We start from the raw sequence: 18,009 nt of genomic DNA on the forward strand, positions 1-18,009 counted from the left end.
CCGAGGCGATCACGGCCGTGCGGTTGCTCCGACGCCGAGATTGGGCGCGAGGTTCGGCGCGACGATCCGCACGGTGCGCCGTTCGCCAGTGACGCTCTTGCTCTCGCGCTTCAGGCCGTCGCCCTGCTGCAGCGTTTTTTCGCCGTCGATCCGCTGCGGGCCGACGCCGGCGGATTCGGTGCTGGCGGTCGGCACATTGGTATCCGGCGTCGGTTCGTCGCCGGGGGCAGCCTGCAGCACGGTCGGGGCTGGGCCGGCCGGGGTGGCCGGCTTGGCCTCCGCCGCAGGCGCATTGGCGACGCCCTTCTTGCCGCGCTGCGGCTGCTCGGGCTTGGGCCGAGACATTTCCTGCGAGCGCTGCTCGGTGACGATGATGTCGCCTTTGCGCTGCTCGAGCATCTGCTCGGCGTTCTGTAACGTCTGGGCCCAGCTCTGGCCCTGGGCCCGGCAGGTGCAGGAGGCGTCGAAGCTGCGGGTGTATTTCAGCGCGTTCGGCAGGGACGAGTAGGGCTGTCCGCTGCTGCGCGCCACCGCGTTCTGGATGTCGCCGCCGGTGCTCATGCCATAGGCCAGCGTCTCGGTGCCGGGGCAGAGCGACTGGCACATCTCGTCCTGGCTCTCGCGGCCGCCCGGGCTATTGGCGAGCGGGAAGAAGTAGCCGTCGCAGCTGCGCACGCAGACCGAATAAGGCCCGCCCTGACGCGCTCCGCCCTCGGTCGGCTCGCGCGGCTCGTCGGGGTCGAGCTCGGGCAAGGTGGAATCGATCTCGCCGCGGCGCGGCTCGATGCCGAAGATCGTTTCGAAGAAGCCGCGCGGCTGCGCACGGCAGTTGTTGTTGATCAGCGCGGCGAGCTGGGCGCGGCGCTGCTCGATGCCGCCGCTCTGGGCCTGCTGCTGAAGCTGCGCATATTGCGACTGCAGCGCGCCCAGCTGGGCGCGGATGCCGCCGCATTGCGGTGGAGGGGCGTCGCCGAAGAAGAGGAAGCCGCCGCGATCGCAGCCCATCGCCCGGTACTGGTTGGAGAGCTGCCCCAGCTGGCCGGCGACGCGCTGCGCCGCCTGGGCGGCGCGGGCATCGCCGCCGCGCTGGCCCTGCAGGTTGGAGAGCTCGGCGCGCCAGTTGTCGCAAGCCGGCGACTGCGCCACGGCTGCGCTCGTCAGCGCGGCGAAAGCCAGCGCCGGAGCGAGAGCGCGTCGGAGCGAAGCGAAAATCATCGAAGGCAGAGTGCTATCCCTGTGACTCGTCCGGTGCAGGCAGTGACCGCCCGCATCGGCAGAGCACATGCTAGAAACGCGACGGAACTAAGGAGGCGCGCGTCAGCCGGGTCGAAACGGCGATTCGACGCACCGTCTATTCACCTCAGCGCATCGCATATCGCGCCCCGGGCGGCAAATCAGGCCTCGATAACGCTTGCGCGATCAGGCTTCCTCGGTCTGGTAGGCGCCGGCGAGATGGCGGCCGCGCTCGGTCAGCACCGCCAGCACGCGTTCGAAGACGCGCAGCTCCTCCGGCGCGATCCCCTCGATCCAGCGTTCTTCGAAGGCGAGTGCCAGCGGCACGATCTGGGCGTAGATGCGCTGGCCGGCGGCAGTGAGGGCGACGAAGGCCTCGCGCCGGTCAGCCCGATTCTCAGCTCGCGTCACCAGCCCGCGCTTGTCGAGCTCCGAGACGGCCCGCGAGACCTTGGTCTTGTGCATCTGCGAGAGCTCGCCGATGTCGCGCGAGGTCAATTGCCCGAATTCGCCGAGCTGCGCGATCACCCGCCATTCCGGGATGCCGATGCCGAAGCGCGTGCCGTAGACGCGGCCGAGCGCGCGGCTGGCGAAAAAGCCGACGACGTTGAGCCGATAGGGCAGGAACTGCTCGAGATGCAGGGCGCGGTCGGCAGGCTTTTGCTTCGTTGACATTAGTTGCACTTGTAACTAACTGGAGTGAAAGAAAGCCGCAGAGGCTGCGGCACGATCATTACCGAACGGCAGCGCCTGTCAAAGCCGCCGCCATGGGAGGAACAACGATGAGCTTGCAGGCCGCGGTTCGTCCAAGCTTCTGCCAGCGGATCGGGACTGCGCCTGCCCATGCGTGAGCCGGATGTCTCCCGGCGAGGCCATCGGCCCCGGAAGCGCGCCGCCCGCGCGCTCCGGAGCGATTGCTGGCGGTCAGCGCGAACGCAGCCGGTTCATGAAGGCGTCGTAGGACAGCTCCGCCACCTGCCACCAGAGCAGGTTCTCGCCGCGGAAGGCGACCATCGACTCATAGCCCTTCTTGAAGGCTTCGCTCTTGGCAGAGGTCTCCGCGTAGTACTCTTCCGCCGCCTTGAGCGAGGCTTCCATGATCGGCTGCGGGAAGGCCTTGAGCTGCGCGCCCTGGGCGATCAGCTTGCGCAGGCCGCCCGGATTGACGAAGTCGTACTTGGCCAGCATCCAGTTGTTGGCGGCCTCGCAGGCGTTGCGCAGGATAGCCTGGTAGTGCTTGGGCAGCTTGTTCCACTGCTCCTGGTTGATGACGAGGTGGAGCATGGCGCCACCCTCCCACCAGCCGGGATAGTAGTAATAGGGCGCGACCTTCACGAAGCCGAGCTTCTCGTCGTCATAGGGGCCGACGAACTCGGCCGCGTCGATCGTGCCGCGCTCCAGTGCCGGGTAGACGTCGCCCGCCGCGATCTGCGTCGGCACCACGCCGAGCTTGGCCAGCACCGCCCCGCCCATGCCGCCGATCCGGAATTTCAGGCCCTTGAGGTCGTCGACCGTCTTGAGCTCCTTGCGGAAGAAGCCGCCCATCTGGCAGCCGGAATTGCCGCAGGGGATCGAGTAGGCGTTGAACTTGGCCAGCGCCCCGTTCACGATCTCCTCGCCGCCGCCGAAGAACCACCAGCTATGCTGCTGACGGGCGTTGAGGCCGAAGGGGATGCCGGTGCCGAGGCCGAGCGCCGGCTCCTTGCCGACGTAGAAATAGGTCGGCGTATGCGCGCATTCGACCGTGCCGGAGGTGACGGCGTCGAGCGCCTGCAGGCCGGGTACGATCTCGCCGGCGGAGAAGGTCTGGATCTGGAACTTGCCGTCGGTCGCCTCGCCCATGAACTTCGCGAACTGCTGGGCAGTGCCGTAGATCGTGTCGAGCTGCTTCGGGAAGCTCGAGGTCAAGCGCCATTTCACTTCGGGCATCGATTGAGCGATCGCGGGCATCGCGATCGGCGCGGCGGCCGCGGCGAGCGCACCGCTCTTCAAAAACGTACGGCGTTGCATGGACTTTCCTCCCGGGGACAGATTTGCTGCCATCATCACTGTTCGGCGAGGATTGAAAAGAGATGAAACTAGCATCCCTCATGCACGGCCGGGATGGCCGCCTCGTCATCGTCTCCGGCGACCTGACCCGCGCCACCGACGCCTTCCCGGTCGTCGCGACGCTGCAGGGGGCCCTCGACGACTGGAGCCGCTGCGCGCCGCGCCTCGCCGATCTCGCCGAGAGCCTGGAGCATGGCTCGGTGCCGTCCTTCCGTTTCCACGAGCATCACTGCGCCTCGCCTCTGCCGCGTGCTTATCAGTGGGTCGATGGCTCGGCCTATGTGAATCACGTCGAGCTGGTCCGGAAGGCAAGGGGCGCCGAGATGCCCGAGAGCTTCTGGACCGACCCGCTGATGTACCAGGGCGGCTCCGATTCCTTCCTCGGCCCCCGCGAGGCGGTGAAGCTCGCGAGCGAGGATTACGGCATCGATCTCGAAGCGGAGATCGCGGTCGTCACCGGCGACGTGCCGATGGGCGTCACGGCCGAGGAGGCGAGGGGGCTGATCCGCCTCGTTATGCTCGTGAATGACGTGAGCTTGCGGAATCTGATTCCCAACGAATTGGGCAAAGGCTTTGGTTTCCTTCAATCAAAGCCGTCCTCGGCCTTCTCGCCGGTGGCGGTGACGCCCGACGAGCTTGGCTCTGCCTGGAAGGACGGCAAGCTCAGCCTGCCGCTGCTCGCCCAGGTCAACGGCAAGCCTTTCGGCAAGCCGCAGGCCGGCATCGACATGACCTTCGATTTCGGCGTGCTGATCGCCCATGCCGCCAAGACCCGCCCGCTTGTCGCCGGCACGATCGTCGGCTCCGGCACGGTCTCGAACCGCGACGCTGATGGCGGGCCGGGCAGGCCGGTTGCGGAAGGCGGGCTCGGCTATGCCTGCATCGCCGAGCAGCGCATGGTCGAGACGATCCGGCACGGCGCGCCCAAGACCTCCTTTCTGCACTTTGGCGACAGCGTCCGCATCGAGATGAAGGACGCCGCCGGCCATTCGATCTTCGGCGCGATCGAGCAGGACATCCTCCCGCATGCGGGGTGAGCCGCGCCGTCATTCTCGGGCGAAGCGAAGCGCAGGCCCGAGAAATTCCTGATGAGGAGGCGCTTCTCAGCGCCCCTTGCGACCTGAGATGCTCGGGTAAAGCCCGAGCATGACACCAGTATCGACAAGCTTACGAGGTAGATCCATGTCCGACGGCCCCGCTTTCGCTTCCACCGCCGATCTCGGCGAGAAGACGGTCTCCTTCGACGAGATCGGCAAGGGCGTCTACGCCTATACCGCCGAGGGCGACCCCAATAGCGGCATCGTCGTCGGCGACGACAGCGTCCTCGTCTTCGATGCGCAGGCGACGCCGACCATGGCCGAGCGGGTCATCGCAAGGGTGCGCGAGGTCACCGACAAGCCGGTCAGCCATGTCGTGCTCTCGCATTATCATGCCGTGCGCGTGCTCGGCGCGCCCGCCTATGGCGCAAAGGAGATCGTCTGCTCAGACGCGGCGCGGGCGATGATCGTCGAGCGCGGCGAGGAGGACAAGGCAAGCGAGATCGGCCGTTTTCCGCGGCTATTCCAGGGTGCCGACTCGATCCGCCCCGGACTGACCTGGCCGACCACGACCTTCTCGCACAACGCCTCGATCTGGCTCGGCAGCCGCGAGGTCCGGCTGATGAAGCTCGGCCGCGGCCACACTGCCGGCGACATCGTCGCCTGGATGCCCGACACCAATGTGATCTTCGCCGGCGACCTCGTCGAATATGGCGCGACGCCTTATTGCGGCGACGCGCATTTCACCGACTGGCCGACGACGCTCGATGCGCTCGCCGCCTTCGCCCCCGCCGCCATGGTGCCGGGCCGCGGCGCGGCGCTGACCAACCGGGCGATGGTCGCCGACGGCATCAAGGGCACGCGCGCCTTCCTCTCCGACCTGTTCGAGGCGGTGAAAGGCCATGTCGCCGAAGGTCGCTCGCTGCGCGAGACCTTCGAGCGCGTCCACGAGACGCTGAAGCCGTCCTATGGCGACTGGGTGATTTTCGAGCACTGCCTGCCCTTCAACGTCACCCGCGCCTATGACGAGGCCGGGGGCCTCGACCATCCCCGCATCTGGACCGACGAGCGCGACCGCCAGATGTGGCTGGACCTGCGGGGTTAGGGCGGTCAGGCAGCGTGGGGATGGATCGCGGAGTAGTCCTGCTCGGTCTCGGCCTTGGACAGGTCGTGGGCGGTTTGCAGGTTGAGCCAGAAGCGCGGGTCGGTTCCGAAAAAGCGGCCGAGCCGGATCGCGGTATCGGCGGAGACGTCACGCCGCTGGCGCAGGATGTCACTGATCCGGTTGCCGGGCACGTCGAGTGCCTTGGCGAGCGCCCGTGCGCTCATTCCGAGTGGCTCCAGATACTCCTCGCGCAGGATTTCGCCGGGATGGGTCCTCACTCGCGCCATGACGATCTCCTCTCAATGATAGTCGACGATCTGGACCGCCTCAGGGCCGTCGCCGTCCCAGCGGAAGCAGAGCCGCCATTGGTCGTTGATCCGGATGCTCCACTGCCCCTTGCGGTCGCCTTTCAGCGCCTCGAGCCGGTTGCCCGGCGGCGAGCGCAGATCGCCGACGGTCACGGCGGCGTCGAGCATATCGAGCTTGCGCGGTGCGATCCTTTCGATCGCTCGCCAGCGGGCGGCGCAGGCTTCGCCGCGAAACAAGCGCTCCGTATCCCTGTCGGTAAAGCCCAGGATCATAACTTAAGTTATGATACGTATCGCGTACCAGTCAAGGAGCTGGTTTGATGCAGCCCTTTCGCCATTTCGCCTATCGCCGCAGCCCGGACCAAGACGTTGCCACGCCCGCCCGCCGCCCCGTCGTCATCGTTGGCGCCGGCCCGGTCGGGCTGACGCTGGCGCTCGATCTGGCGCGCCGGCAGGTTCCGGTCGTGCTGATCGACGATGCCGACCGGATCGGCGAGGGCTCGCGCGCCATCTGCTTCGCCAAGCGCACGCTCGAGATTTTCGATCGGCTCGGGCTGGCGCAGGCGATGGTCGAGAAGGGCGTGACCTGGCAGAAGGGCAGGGTTTTTCGCGGCGATGCCGAGCTCTATGAATTCGACCTCCTGCCCGAGGGCGGCCACAAGCAGCCGGCCTTCATCAATCTCCAGCAGTTTTATGTCGAGGCGGCGCTGGTCGACGCGGTATTGGCCGAGCCGCTGGTCGATCTGCGCTGGAGCAACCGCCTCAGCGGCGTCGACAACCGTGATGACGGCGTCAAGCTGACGATCGCCACGCCGGACGGCGATTACTCCCTGCACGCCGACTGGCTCGTCGCCTGCGACGGCGCGCGTTCGCCGACGCGCGGCCTGCTCGGCCTGGAGTTCCGCGGCGAGGCTTTCGAAGACCGTTTCCTCATCGCCGATGTGAAGATGACCGCGCCGTTCCCGACCGAGCGCTGGTTCTGGTTCGATCCGCCCTTCCATTCCGGTCAGTCGGCGCTGCTGCACAAGCAGCCTGACGACATCTGGCGCATCGACCTCCAGCTCGGCCCCGATGCCGATCCCGAGCATGAGAAGCAGCCGCAGATCGTGCGGCCCCGGATCGAACGCATGCTCGGCCATGCCGACTTCGCGCTCGAATGGGTTTCGGTCTATCGCTTCCAGTGCCGCCGGCTCGACCGCTTCCTGCATGGCCGCGTGGTCTTCGCCGGCGATGCTGCCCATCAGGTCTCGCCCTTCGGCGCGCGCGGCGCCAATTCCGGCATCCAGGACGCCGACAATCTCGGCTGGAAGCTGGCGCTGGTCACGCAGCGCAGGAGCCCGGCCTCGTTGCTGGACAGCTATGACAGCGAGCGCGTCGCCGCCGCCGACGAGAACATCCTGAACTCGACACGGGCGACCGACTTCATCGCGCCGCGCTCGCCGGGCGAGCGCCTCTTGCGCGAGGCGGCGCTGTCGCTGGCGCCGCTGACCGGCTTCGCCAAGCGCTTCGTCAATTCCGGCCGGCTTTCGGTGGCCAGCGCCTATGCCGGCTCGCCGCTCTCGGTTGATGATGATGGCTGGGAAGGCGGCCTGCTGCCGGGCGCGCCCTTCCTCGACGCGCCGCTGGCCGGTGCTCTTCATAGCTGGCTGAGCGAGGCCTTCGCGGCGGGGCAGGCCATCCTGATCGGTGAGGGCGCGGCGGAGATTGCGCCCGCCGACGTCCTCGCGATCGAGCCGGCTGCTGGCGATGGCACCCTGCGCCAGCGCTATGCCCTGGAGCAGGGTGCAGCCGTGCTGCTGCGGCCAGACGGGCATGTCGCCGCCCGGTTCCGCGAGCCGAATCGGGCCGCGATCGAAGCCGCGATCGCGCGGATGGAGGGCAGGGGATGAATGCAGCGGCCACCACGTCGCCTGCGAGCAAGCTCGCGCGCGAATCGCGCTTCGCCGATCCCGACGCCGCCTTCCGCCTGCTCGCCCAGGCGCATCGCGACCTCGATGAGCGCGCAAGCGCCGCGCTTAATGCCCGCCTCGTCCTGATCCTCGCCAATCATATCGGCGACGAACAGGTGCTGCGCGAAGCCGTGGCGCTGGCGCACGAGGCAGGCTAGGGTCGGCGCACGACGCCTCCGGAGCCCTCCGCCCGATGGAAGACCTTCCGACCTTCTACTCCACCCTGATTCCGCTCGGCTTCTTCTTCTGGGGGCCGGCGCTGGTGGTGCTGACGCTGCTGCTCTCCTGGCTGTGGGCGCGCAGCCTCAAGGTCGACCGGGCCCTGGAGAGCGATTTCGACGGCTTCACCAAGGCGGATGTCGAGAAGCTGTTCTCGCTCTATGGCCCTGAGCGCCGCGCGATCTACCGCAACAAGCTGCTGCCGGCCGATCTCGCCTTCGCGCTGGTCTACACGGTCGTCGGCGCGCTGATTATCACCGGTCTGTCGATGCGCGGTTACCCTTGGTGGGTGGCAGCCTTGTGCGGCGGTGGCTGGCTCTTTGGCGGGCTCTGCGACATCGTCGAAAACCTCGCCATCGCGCGCCTCCTCGATCGGTTCCCGACCCTCGACGACGGCACCGTCGCCATCGCCAGCGGCTTCACCCGGCTGAAGCTCGTCCTGACCGGGCTCGGCTTCATCGGCGCGATCGCGGCCTACTACTTGGCGTTCAAGCCGATCGCCGCCTGAGCGGTTTTTCGCCAGGCGGCCCGAGTCTGGCGAAAGCAGGCGGCCGCTACCGGCGGATCGCCGATGGTCGGCGCGTCCCGCACCGTGTCGGCTTCGAAGCCGAGTCGCGCGGCGAGTTGCAGCGATGCGACGTTCTGCGGATGCGTGACCACCAGGATCTCGGGAAGGTCGAGCGTCACGAAGGCGTAGCGGAGTAGCCGCCCCACGGCCTCTCGGGCGAAACCCTGTCCCCAATGGCGCGTGGCGAAACGATAGCTGATCTGCGCTTGTTCCAGATCGTCGCCGTCAGGGATGAGGCCGACATAGCCGAGCGGTCCGCTTTCGTCGGTACGGGCGAACACTGTCCAGTAGCCGAGCCCGCGCGCGACATGCAGGAAGCTGCGCGCCGCGACGCCTTCGCGCCCCATCGCTGGATCCCCGACCGCCGCGATATGGCGCATCACCAGCGGGTCGGTATTGAGCGTGGCGATGAAGTCGAGATCGGCTTCGGTTCGCGGTTTCAGCAGGAGGCGCTCGGTTCCCAGCACCGGCAGCATGGTCGTCGTCCTGTCGTGTCGTTCGAAGATTACGCGCGCCTGCACTAGTGCGGGACCGCGCGCCATCCCATATCCTGCCCGCCGTCCCTCGGGAACGCTCTCGCGCGTTTTTCGTCCGGCTGGACCAGCCGGACGAAAAGAATTCGCGCAAGATAATGAAGTTGGGCATGTTCTTGTCGCAAAAGTGGGATCACTTTTGCGGACCATGCCGAGGAGAATCTGGATGAGCTTTCGTCGTTGTCTTCTCGCTGCCTCGGCGGTGCTTGCCCTTGCCGGCGTCGCTGTGCCGGCCGCAGCGCAGGAGGACCTGATCTTCAAGAAGTCGACGGTCTGGAAGATGCTGACCCCGGACGACAAGCTCGCCGTCTACGGCGTCGACGATCCCGTCGTCGAGGGCGTCGCCTGCCACTATACCGTACCTGAGAAGGGCGGTGTCTCCGGCATGTTCGGCGTCGCCGAGGAGGTCTCCGACGTTTCGCTCGCCTGCCGGCAGATCGGCCCGATCCGCTTCAAGGAAAAGGCCTCGCAGGGCGATGTCGTCTTCCGCGAGCGCCGCTCGCTGATCTGGAAGAAGATGCAGATCGTGCGCGGCTGCGACACCAAGCGCAACGTGCTGATCTACATGGTCTACACCGACAAGCTGATCGACGGCTCGCCGCAGAACTCGACCTCGAGCGTGCCGATCATGCCCTGGGGCAGCAGCGGCGACGTGCCGAAATGCTCGGAATGGGTGAGATGAGTATTGGCGGGGCGCCTGCGGACTGCGGTGCCCAGCGCTTCATCTTGCGAGCACGCGACCCGGTGACGGATTGCCCCATTCTGGAGGCGCGCGTCTCGATCGATGACCTTGACGCTCTTCGCGGAGTACTTCGATTCGAGGACGGAGAAGATCCGGATTTCAGCGGTATCTATGAACTTGATGGTGAGGATCTTGATGCGCTCCAGCGATTGACGGGCCCGCCATTTCCTCGCGATCTCGGCCCGGTGCAGATCGTTCCGTGGAGTGGGCTTCGAGAAGTTCCTTATCTCATCCATACCGAATACGAGCTCGCGCTTATGCTGGAGGGCAGGAAGCCGCTCGCAGTGTTTGCTGATGCCTATCCCGCCGATTGGTTTGATGAGTGGATGGCGCGTTTCGACCCCTATGTCGCTGATGGCCGGCTAGTCAGGCGCATCGTCGATAGACCGTTTCCAAAGCCTCGCACCTCAGACGGCGAGCGCTTCGACGGCATCAGGCACGTTTATGTTGCCTTGCCGCACGAGCAGTGGCGGATAGACGCCTACATCCAGCTTTTCGATGACCCCGGTAGGGAGGGCTGGAATGCGGCGCGGGAGCGCCGTCAGGGCCTGCTCCTCGGCTACGAAGAGTGGCAATGCGATTGGTGGGAAGCTCATCGCCTTGGAAAGCGCCAAGACGGATAGGTCGGCTCAACCGCCGCAGGTGATCGTCAGCGGCAACTCGGTCTGCGCGACATTGGCGGGGCGGGGTGTCGAGCCGGTCACGTCCTCGCGGGCGGCCAGGCCATAGGCGGTGGCGATACGGTGGCCTTGCGACTCGCACCAGGCGTCGGCGACGATCTGGCCGCATTCCGACTTGCTGGCGATGCAGTCGGCGACGCCATAGCCGTCTCCGGCCGGGATCAGGTAGGTGCGCTCGGCCTTGGGGGCGGCGACGGTTCCGGTCGCCGGCAGCAGGGCCAGCGACATTCCGGCGCCGATGATCCCGACGAGCCCGACCAGAGCAACGGCGCGGCGCATGATGGTGTCCCTGAGCTTCGATCGGGTTCGAACGTCCGACATCTCAAACTGGTTCCAAATGGTTAAGACCGCGTGAACCCACGGCAATCTTCGTTGCGCGCAAACCGTCTTCCGCTTGTGGCGGCATTGCGGCGATGAGAGCGGAAATCGTGGGAGGGCAGGGCGATGGCGCGCGAGCGTTGCCAAGCTGCCACTTGACGTAAGCGCACATGACAGGCATCACGACAGAATGACGCGAGCCCTCGCCATTACCTGCATTATTTGCCGCTAGCTTTCGCTGGCCGGCTGCTCACGTCCTCGTCCCAACGAAAAGACAGACAGCGCCCCGGCCAGCGGCCAGGACAAGCCGTTTTTTGTCGCCTTCTCGTCAGGATACCACTTCGATGCAGCCGACCCTCAGGCTCTACAACACGCTGACGCGGACGAAGGAGGTCTTCACCCCCGTCGATCCCCAGAACGTGCGCATGTATGTCTGCGGCCCGACGGTCTATGACTACGCTCATATCGGCAATGCCCGGCCGGTCATTGTCTTCGACGTGCTCTACCGGTTGCTGCGGCAGCTCTATGGCGAGGGCCATGTTCGCTATGCGCGCAACCTCACCGACGTCGACGACAAGATCAACGCCCGCGCCGCGCGCGATTTTCCCGATCTGCCGCTGAACGAGGCGATCGCGAAGGTCACGCAGGCGACGACGGCGCAGTTCCACGCCGATGTCGATGCGCTCGGCAATCTGCGTCCGGATGACGAGCCGCGCGCCACCGGCCATATCGAGGAGATGAAGGCGATCATCGAGCGCCTGATTGCGCGCGGCGTCGCCTATGTCGCCGAAGAGCATGTGCTCTTTCATGTGCCCGCCGTCGCCGGCCTGAAAAACGCGCCGCGCTACGGCTCGCTCGCCCGCCGCTCGCTCGACGAGATGGAGGCCGGGGCACGAGTGGATGTCGCTCCCTATAAAAGGGATCCGATGGATTTCGTGCTGTGGAAGCCGAGCCGCGCCGGGATCGATCCGGGCTGGCCCTCGCCGGCCGGCATCAAGACGCCCGGCCGCCCCGGCTGGCACATCGAATGCTCGGCCATGTCGATGAAGACGCTGCTCGAGCCGTTCGGCGGCGGCCTCACATGCGACGATCCCGCCAGGAACGTCTTCGACATCCATGGCGGCGGCATCGATCTCGTCTTCCCGCATCACGAGAACGAGCTGGCCCAGAGCTGCTGCGCCTTCGGCGCGGCAGGCGGTGCTGCGCGCATGGCGAACTACTGGATGCACAACGGCTTCCTGCAGGTCGAAGGCGAGAAGATGTCGAAGTCGCTCGGCAACTTCGTCACCATCAACGAGCTGCTGGCGACCGACACTTTCGGCGGGCGGACATGGCCCGGCGAGGTGCTGCGCCTTGCGATGCTGAAGACCCATTACCGCCAGCCGATCGACTGGACGGTGAAGGCGCTGGAGGAGGCGGAGAAGACGCTGACAGATTGGGCTGCTGCTGCCGGAGCGGCGGAGGCCGGGCAGGTCCCTGCCGGCGTGATCGAAGCGCTGGCCGATGATCTCAACACCTCGCAGGTGCTTGCCGAGCTGCACGCCCTGCGCAAGGCGGGTGACCATGCCGGGCTGAAGGCGAGCCTTGCCTTGCTCGGCATCGCCCTGCCGGAGGTGCCCGTGGCCGAGATCGATGATGTCCTGCGGGCAAAGGTCGAGGCGTCGATCGCCGCCCGTCTCGCTGCCCGCAAGGCGAAGAATTTCGCCGAATCCGATCGCCTTCGCGACGAACTCGTCGCGATGGGCATCGTGCTCATGGACGGCAAGGACCCGGCCACCGGCGAGCTGATTACCAGCTGGGAGGTGAAGCGATGAGCCTTCACCTCCCAGCGAATGCCCTTCTGCGAACCTGTTGCCGTGTCGCGGCGTTGCCTTAGCCCGTTGAAAGAAGACCAAGAACAATGACCACCGAGACCCCGAAGATCCGCAAGCGTGGTTCGCTCTCGATCGCGATGAAGCTCGTCATGCTCGCCATGGTGATGCCGAAGGTGTTGCGTTACCGGCTGCGGGTGAGGCGATGAGCGTCGGGGCTCCCGCCACGCTGGCCGAGGCTGCGCCGCGCAAAGGCGGCGAAGCGACGCTCGCCCGCATCCACCTCTTCGATACGACGCTGCGCGACGGCGCCCAGACCACCGGCGTCGACTTCTCGCTCGACGACAAGCGCGCGGTTGCGGCGATGCTCGACAAGCTCGGCATCGACTATGTCGAGGGCGGCTATCCCGGCGCCAATCCGCTCGACACCGCCTTCTTTGCGCAGAAGCCGACGCAGCGCGCGAAGTTCGCCGCCTTCGGCATGACCAAGCGGGCAGGGCGCTCTGCCTCCAACGATCCCGGCATCGCCGCGCTGCTCGATGCGAAGGCCGACGCCATCGTCTTCGTCGCCAAAAGCTGGGACTATCACGTCCATGTCGCGCTCGAGATCTCGCTCGAGGACAATCTCGACGGCATCCGCGACAGCGTCGCTACCGCAAAAGCGGCCGGCCGCGAGGTGATGCTCGATTGCGAGCACTTCTTCGATGGCTACAAGGCCAATCCCGACTATGCACTCGCCTGCGCCCGCACCGCCTATGAGGCCGGCGCGCGCTGGGTCGTGCTCTGCGACACCAATGGCGGCACGCTGCCGGACGAGGTCGGGAGGATCGTCGCCGAGGTCTCGAAGGTCGTGCCGGGCGACAATCTCGGCATCCATGCCCATGACGATTGCGGCTGCGCCGTCGCCAATTCGCTCGCCGCGGTCGAGGCGGGCGTGCGCCAGATCCAGGGCACGCTGAACGGCCTCGGCGAGCGCTGCGGCAATGCGAACCTCGTCACGCTGATCGGCGCGCTCAAGCTGAAGGAGCGCTACAATCGCCGCTTCGCGCTTGGCGTCGACGAGGGTGAGCTCGGCGAGCTCACCCATGTCTCGCGCGCGCTCGACGAGATGCTGAACCGGGCGCCGAACCGCCATGCGCCCTTTGTCGGCGCCTCCGCCTTCGCCACTAAGGCCGGCATTCACGCCTCGGCCGTGCTGAAGGACCCGCGCACTTACGAGCATGTCGCGCCCGATCTGGTCGGCAACGTCCGGAAAGTCCTGGTCTCCGACCAGGGCGGCAAGTCGAACCTCGTCGCGGAGCTGGAGCGCATCGGCGTCACCATCGGCCGCGACGATCCGAGGCTCTCGCGCGTGCTGGAGGAGCTGAAGGAGAAGGAGGCGCAGGGTTATGCCTTCGAGGGCGCGGATGCCTCGTTCTATCTGCTCGCCAAGCGCATCCTCGGCGAATTGCCGGCCTATTTCGAGATCGAGCGCTTCACCGCCAATGTCGAGCGCCGCTACAATGCGCTGGGCGAGCTCGTCACCTTCTCCGAGGCGATCGTCAAGGTGAAGGTCGGCGAGGAATCGCTGATCTCGGTCGCCGAAAGCGCGCTCGGCCCGGTCAATGCGCTCGATCTCGCCTTGCGCAAGGATCTCGGCCGCTACCAGTCGCTGATCGGTGGCCTGAGGCTGGTCGATTACAAGGTCCGCGTCTTCCAGGGCGGCACCGACGCGGTGACGCGCGTGCTGATCGAATCCGCCGACGAGACCGGCGAGCGCTGGACCACGGTCGGCGTGAGCGCCAACATCATCGACGCCTCGTTCCAGGCGCTGGTCGACTCGATCACCTACAAGCTGATGCGCGAAGGCGCGACGGCTTAAAGCATCCTTCTCCCCTCGGGGGAGAAGGTCCGGCAGGGGATGAGGGCGGTTCGACGGGGTGAAGCGGTTAGTCGCTTGCCTGTCCTTCCCTCATCCGTCAGCGCTTCGCGCTGCCACCTTCTCCCCCAAGGGGAGAAGGGAGAGAACTCACTCCGTCAAGCGCAGCGACTTCTCCTTGCAGAGGTCGATGCCGTCATTGTCGCTTTCGCTCTCGTCGCTGAACTTGCCGAGCAGGTAGTAGCTGCAGCCGGCCGGCTTGTTGAGTTTGATCATGATGCTCTTGCCGGGCGCCAGCGGCTTGGCGAGCTTGCCGACGAGCCGGGCCTGCTCGCCTGTGGTCGTGATCTCCAGTGACTCCAGCGGCACGGTGCGGGCATTGGTAATCTTGATCTGCGCCGGTGGGCGCGATTGCGCGAGCGCTGGCACGGTCGGCAGCAGCGCGAGTGCGCAGGTGGCGGGAAGGATGCGTCGAAGCGTCATGTGTCCAAGCGTCATGGGCGTCGTCTCCAGGCTTCAGCCTTTAAAGGCTTTAGACCAGTCTGACATCGCAGTTGCGACGAGAACAAGGCCTGATCGGTGCCGCTTGGTGGCGGTAGCGGCCGACTGCAGGCAGTGAATTCGGCGCGGTACATGGAAGAATCCGGTTTTTTTGAGCATGCGGACAGCCGAGAACATCGCCACGGGGATCGTCGAGCGCGCGCGCGGCCGGCGCCGCATCGTTGTCGGGCTCGCCGGCGCTCCGGGCGCTGGCAAGTCGACGCTGAGCGAGCGTTTGCTCGCAGCGCTGCCGGCAGGCGAAGCGGCGCAGGTGCCGATGGACGGCTTCCATTTCGACAATGCGGTGCTCGATGCGATGGGGCTGCGCCATCGCAAGGGCGCCCCGCAGACCTTCGACTGCGCCGGGCTCAAAGCGACGCTGCGGCGCGTTCGGTCGGACGAGGGGGAGGTGGCGGTGCCGCTCTTTGATCGGCGGGCCGATCTTGCTCGCGCCGGTGCGGCGATCATCCCGGCCGATGCGCGTTTCGTGCTGGTCGAGGGCAACTACCTCCTGCTCGACCAGGCGCCCTGGTCGGAGCTCGCACCACTCTTCGACCTGACGATCTTCATCGATGTGCCGATGGCCGAATTGGAGCGCCGGCTGCTCGCTCGCTGGACCGATCTCGGTCGCAGCGAAGAGGCAGCGCGGGCCTGGGTCGAGGGCAACGATCTGCCCAATGCGCGGCTGGTGGTCGAGAACAGCCGGCGGGCCGATATCATTTGGCGGAATGGCGCCGCCGCGCCCTGATCGGCTTCAAAATCAAGCGCGAGTCGTCCCGGGCGACCGGAGGGAGACCCGGGATTTATTCCGGAACCTCTCTCGGGAAGGCTCCGGAATGGATCCCGGATCTCCGCTGCGCTGCGTCCGGGATGACAAGGTTGTTCTCGCTGTCGCCGTCATCGCACAAGCGACTTCGGCGATTTCTTCTCCCACCCCCTGCATTCCCCGGAGAATCCGCCTATATCGGCGGTTCCATTTGGAAGCATTTCAATGTCCTCGCCTGCCACACCGGTCCCGGCGCCCCTCGCGCGCGCCGCCGTGCTCCAGCCCGGCTCCGGCTTCATCGCCACCTTCCAGGCGCTCTGGCCCTATCTCTGGCCGCCGGAGCGGGCCGATCTGCGCCAGCGTGTCGTCGCCGCCTTCGTGCTGCTGGTGATCGGCCGGCTCGTGCTGATGGGCGTGCCCTTCACCTTCAAATGGGCGACGGATGCGCTCGCCAACAACCCGACCTCGCTATCGAACTGGTTGCCTTTCCTGGTCGGGGCGCCGCTGGCGCTGACCGTGATCTATGGCTTTGCCCGCGTCGGCTCGGCCGCCTTCGTGCAGTTGCGCGATGCGATCTTCGCGCCGGTGTTCATGCATGCGGTCAGGACGCTGGCGCTGCAGACCTTCGGCCATCTCCACCATCTCTCGCTGCGCTTCCATCTCGAGCGCAAGACCGGCGGGCTCACCCGCGTCCTGGAGCGCGGCCGCAACGGCATCGAGGAGATGGTCCGCCTCGGCCTCAACCAGCTCGTGCCGGTGATCATCGAGGTCACCCTGATCATCACCGTGCTGCTCTGGCTGTTCGACTGGCGCTATGTCGTCGTGCTGGTCGTGATGGTGGTCGGCTACATGGCCTACACCATCAAGGCCACCGAATGGCGCATTGCCATCCGCGCCCAGATGAACGAGTCCGACACTGACGCCAACGCCAAGGCGATCGACTCGCTGCTCAACTACGAGACGGTGAAGTATTTCGGTGCCGAGGCGCGCGAGACCGCCCGCTACGACGTCTCGATGGCGCGCTATGAGCGCAACTCGATCAAGGCTTACACCTCGCTCGCCTGGCTCAATTTCGGCCAGGCCGCGATCTTCGCGGCGGGCCTCACCATCTCGATGGTGATGTGCGTGCGTGGCTTCCAGGCCGGCACTAACACCGTCGGCGACTTCGTGCTGATCAACGCCATGCTGATCCAGCTCTACATACCGCTGAATTTCATGGGCACCGTCTATCGCGAGATCAAGCAGGCGACCCTCGACATCGAGCAGATGTTCTCGCTGATCGGCCGCGACCCGGAGATCCAGGACAAGCCAGGCGCCCAGCCGCTTGACGTCCGCGCCGGCACCGTCACCTTCGAGGACGTCCACTTCGCCTATGTGCCGGAGCGGCCGATCCTGCGCGGGGTCTCCTTCGAGGTGCCCGCCGGCAAAACGATCGCGATCGTCGGCCCCTCAGGCGCCGGCAAGTCGACGATCTCGCGTCTGCTGTTCCGCTTCTACGAGCCGCAAGCCGGCCGCATCCTGATCGACGGCCAGGATATCGCCGAGGTCCAGCAAGTCAGCCTGCGCTCGGCGATCGGCATGGTCCCGCAGGACACGGTGCTGTTCAATGACACCATCGAATACAATCTGCGCTATGGCCGCCCCGAGGCGACTCAAGGAGAGATCGAGGACGCCGCGCGGCTCGCCCAGATCGACCGCTTCATCAAGTCGCTGCCAGAGGGCTACCAGACCTCGGTCGGCGAGCGCGGCCTCAAGCTCTCGGGCGGCGAGAAGCAGCGCGTCGCCATCGCCCGCACCATCCTGAAGGGGCCGCCGGTGCTGGTGCTGGACGAGGCGACCTCGGCGCTTGATTCCTTCACCGAGAAGGAGATCCAGGACGCGCTCGACCGGGTCAGCGAGGGCCGCACCACCCTGGTGATCGCCCACCGGCTCTCGACCGTGGTCAACGCCGACGAGATCATCGTCCTCGACAAGGGGCTGATCGTCGAGCGCGGCCACCACCGCGAACTGCTGGCCGCCGACGGCGTCTACGCCGCGCTCTGGAACCGCCAGCGCCAGGTCGACGAGGCCAAGGCGACGCTGCAGCGGGCGACCCAGGAAGAGGGCGAGAGCGTCAGGGTCAGCCTGACGCAGTGAGGTCTTGGCCCGCGCGGAGAAATTCTTCGCGGCGTCGTTGATTCCCGCTCAAAATCGCGCATATCGAATTTATGACGCTAGCACAGGCCGGGGCACCCCGGCCGAGGTGGCCTTCGGGTCGTCGCTTGTTTCTTTCCGGCGTGCACGCCGCTACGGC

The 18,009-nt window shown here is 66.3% G+C and carries 19 protein-coding genes; 11 read left to right on the forward strand and 8 right to left on the reverse strand.

Going from position 1 to position 18,009, the window contains the following annotated elements:
- Positions 1–9: 9 nt before the first annotated feature.
- The 3 genes from GV161_RS20570 to dctP all read right to left on the reverse strand — a co-directional run bounded on the left by GV161_RS20570 (position 10) and on the right by dctP (position 3,243).
- Positions 10–1,146, reverse strand: coding sequence for a DUF2865 domain-containing protein (locus GV161_RS20570; protein WP_159650330.1), 1,137 nt, complete (start codon positions 1,144–1,146; stop codon positions 10–12).
- 273 nt (positions 1,147–1,419) lie between these two features.
- Positions 1,420–1,908: a MarR family winged helix-turn-helix transcriptional regulator gene (locus GV161_RS20575; protein WP_152017436.1), complete on the reverse strand. Its 489-nt coding sequence runs from the start codon at positions 1,906–1,908 to the stop codon at positions 1,420–1,422.
- A gap of 249 nt (positions 1,909–2,157) precedes the next feature.
- Complete coding sequence (dctP, locus tag GV161_RS20580) at positions 2,158–3,243, reverse strand: TRAP transporter substrate-binding protein DctP (protein WP_152017437.1); 1,086 nt, start codon at positions 3,241–3,243, stop codon at positions 2,158–2,160.
- Positions 3,244–3,305: 62 nt separating this feature from the next.
- Between dctP and GV161_RS20585 the strand changes: the two genes are divergently transcribed.
- Positions 3,306–4,319, forward strand: coding sequence for a fumarylacetoacetate hydrolase family protein (locus GV161_RS20585; RefSeq protein ID WP_152017438.1), 1,014 nt, complete (start codon positions 3,306–3,308; stop codon positions 4,317–4,319).
- Positions 4,320–4,464: 145 nt separating this feature from the next.
- Entirely contained in the window at positions 4,465–5,424 is a 960-nt protein-coding gene (locus GV161_RS20590; protein WP_152017439.1) for an MBL fold metallo-hydrolase, read from the forward strand.
- 5 nt (positions 5,425–5,429) lie between these two features.
- Here the strand turns inward: GV161_RS20590 and GV161_RS20595 are convergent, their stop codons facing one another.
- Complete coding sequence (locus tag GV161_RS20595; RefSeq protein WP_152017440.1) at positions 5,430–5,711, reverse strand: HigA family addiction module antitoxin; 282 nt, start codon at positions 5,709–5,711, stop codon at positions 5,430–5,432.
- Between the two features lie 12 nt (positions 5,712–5,723).
- Positions 5,724–6,005: a type II toxin-antitoxin system RelE/ParE family toxin gene (locus GV161_RS20600; RefSeq protein ID WP_152017441.1), complete on the reverse strand. Its 282-nt coding sequence runs from the start codon at positions 6,003–6,005 to the stop codon at positions 5,724–5,726.
- 47 nt (positions 6,006–6,052) lie between these two features.
- Between GV161_RS20600 and GV161_RS20605 the strand changes: the two genes are divergently transcribed.
- From GV161_RS20605 to GV161_RS20615, 3 genes are read left to right on the forward strand one after another with little or no spacing between them, the layout of a single operon-like run.
- A complete protein-coding gene (locus tag GV161_RS20605; protein ID WP_152017442.1) occupies positions 6,053–7,621 on the forward strand; it encodes an FAD-dependent oxidoreductase in 1,569 nt (522 codons plus the stop codon).
- Positions 7,618–7,839, forward strand: coding sequence for a DUF2783 domain-containing protein (locus GV161_RS20610; RefSeq protein WP_152017443.1), 222 nt, complete (start codon positions 7,618–7,620; stop codon positions 7,837–7,839). Before GV161_RS20605 ends, GV161_RS20610 begins: the two co-directional genes overlap by 4 nt.
- Positions 7,840–7,874: 35 nt before the next feature.
- Complete coding sequence (locus GV161_RS20615; protein WP_152017444.1) at positions 7,875–8,408, forward strand: hypothetical protein; 534 nt, start codon at positions 7,875–7,877, stop codon at positions 8,406–8,408.
- On the opposite strand, the gene GV161_RS20620 is transcribed toward GV161_RS20615, so the two are convergent.
- The gene (locus tag GV161_RS20620; protein ID WP_159650331.1) at positions 8,378–8,944 is read right to left on the reverse strand and encodes a GNAT family N-acetyltransferase; all 567 of its coding nucleotides are present in this window, start codon (positions 8,942–8,944) and stop codon (positions 8,378–8,380) included. The genes GV161_RS20615 and GV161_RS20620 overlap by 31 nt on opposite strands.
- A gap of 223 nt (positions 8,945–9,167) precedes the next feature.
- Between GV161_RS20620 and GV161_RS20625 the strand changes: the two genes are divergently transcribed.
- Together GV161_RS20625 and GV161_RS20630 are read left to right on the forward strand one after the other, a co-directional pair.
- Positions 9,168–9,683, forward strand: a complete 516-nt coding sequence (locus GV161_RS20625; protein ID WP_152017446.1) for a CreA family protein — start codon at positions 9,168–9,170, stop codon at positions 9,681–9,683.
- Positions 9,671–10,366, forward strand: a complete 696-nt coding sequence (locus tag GV161_RS20630; RefSeq protein ID WP_244624284.1) for a hypothetical protein — start codon at positions 9,671–9,673, stop codon at positions 10,364–10,366. Before GV161_RS20625 ends, GV161_RS20630 begins: the two co-directional genes overlap by 13 nt.
- Positions 10,367–10,372: 6 nt before the next feature.
- Here GV161_RS20630 and GV161_RS20635 read toward each other — a convergent pair whose 3' ends face one another.
- Positions 10,373–10,702 (reverse strand): hypothetical protein, encoded by a 330-nt coding sequence (locus GV161_RS20635; protein ID WP_152017447.1) that lies wholly within the window; start codon positions 10,700–10,702, stop codon positions 10,373–10,375.
- Between the two features lie 383 nt (positions 10,703–11,085).
- Between GV161_RS20635 and cysS the strand changes: the two genes are divergently transcribed.
- Together cysS and cimA are read left to right on the forward strand one after the other, a co-directional pair.
- Positions 11,086–12,555 carry a cysteine--tRNA ligase gene (gene cysS / locus GV161_RS20640; RefSeq protein WP_152017448.1) on the forward strand — a complete coding sequence of 490 codons (1,470 nt, stop codon included), beginning with the start codon at positions 11,086–11,088 and terminating at the stop codon, positions 12,553–12,555.
- A gap of 202 nt (positions 12,556–12,757) precedes the next feature.
- Positions 12,758–14,413: a citramalate synthase gene (cimA, locus tag GV161_RS20645; RefSeq protein ID WP_152017449.1), complete on the forward strand. Its 1,656-nt coding sequence runs from the start codon at positions 12,758–12,760 to the stop codon at positions 14,411–14,413.
- A gap of 147 nt (positions 14,414–14,560) precedes the next feature.
- On the opposite strand, the gene GV161_RS20650 is transcribed toward cimA, so the two are convergent.
- The gene (locus tag GV161_RS20650; RefSeq protein ID WP_152017450.1) at positions 14,561–14,908 is read right to left on the reverse strand and encodes a hypothetical protein; all 348 of its coding nucleotides are present in this window, start codon (positions 14,906–14,908) and stop codon (positions 14,561–14,563) included.
- A 160-nt stretch (positions 14,909–15,068) separates the two neighbouring features.
- Between GV161_RS20650 and GV161_RS20655 the strand changes: the two genes are divergently transcribed.
- A complete protein-coding gene (locus GV161_RS20655; protein ID WP_152017558.1) occupies positions 15,069–15,698 on the forward strand; it encodes a nucleoside triphosphate hydrolase in 630 nt (209 codons plus the stop codon).
- Between the two features lie 243 nt (positions 15,699–15,941).
- The gene (locus GV161_RS20660; protein WP_152017451.1) at positions 15,942–17,852 is read left to right on the forward strand and encodes an ABC transporter ATP-binding protein/permease; all 1,911 of its coding nucleotides are present in this window, start codon (positions 15,942–15,944) and stop codon (positions 17,850–17,852) included.
- Positions 17,853–18,009 lie beyond the last annotated feature (157 nt).

The organism is Bosea sp. 29B (assembly GCF_902506165.1).
Classification (GTDB): Bacteria; Pseudomonadota; Alphaproteobacteria; order Rhizobiales; family Beijerinckiaceae; genus Allobosea.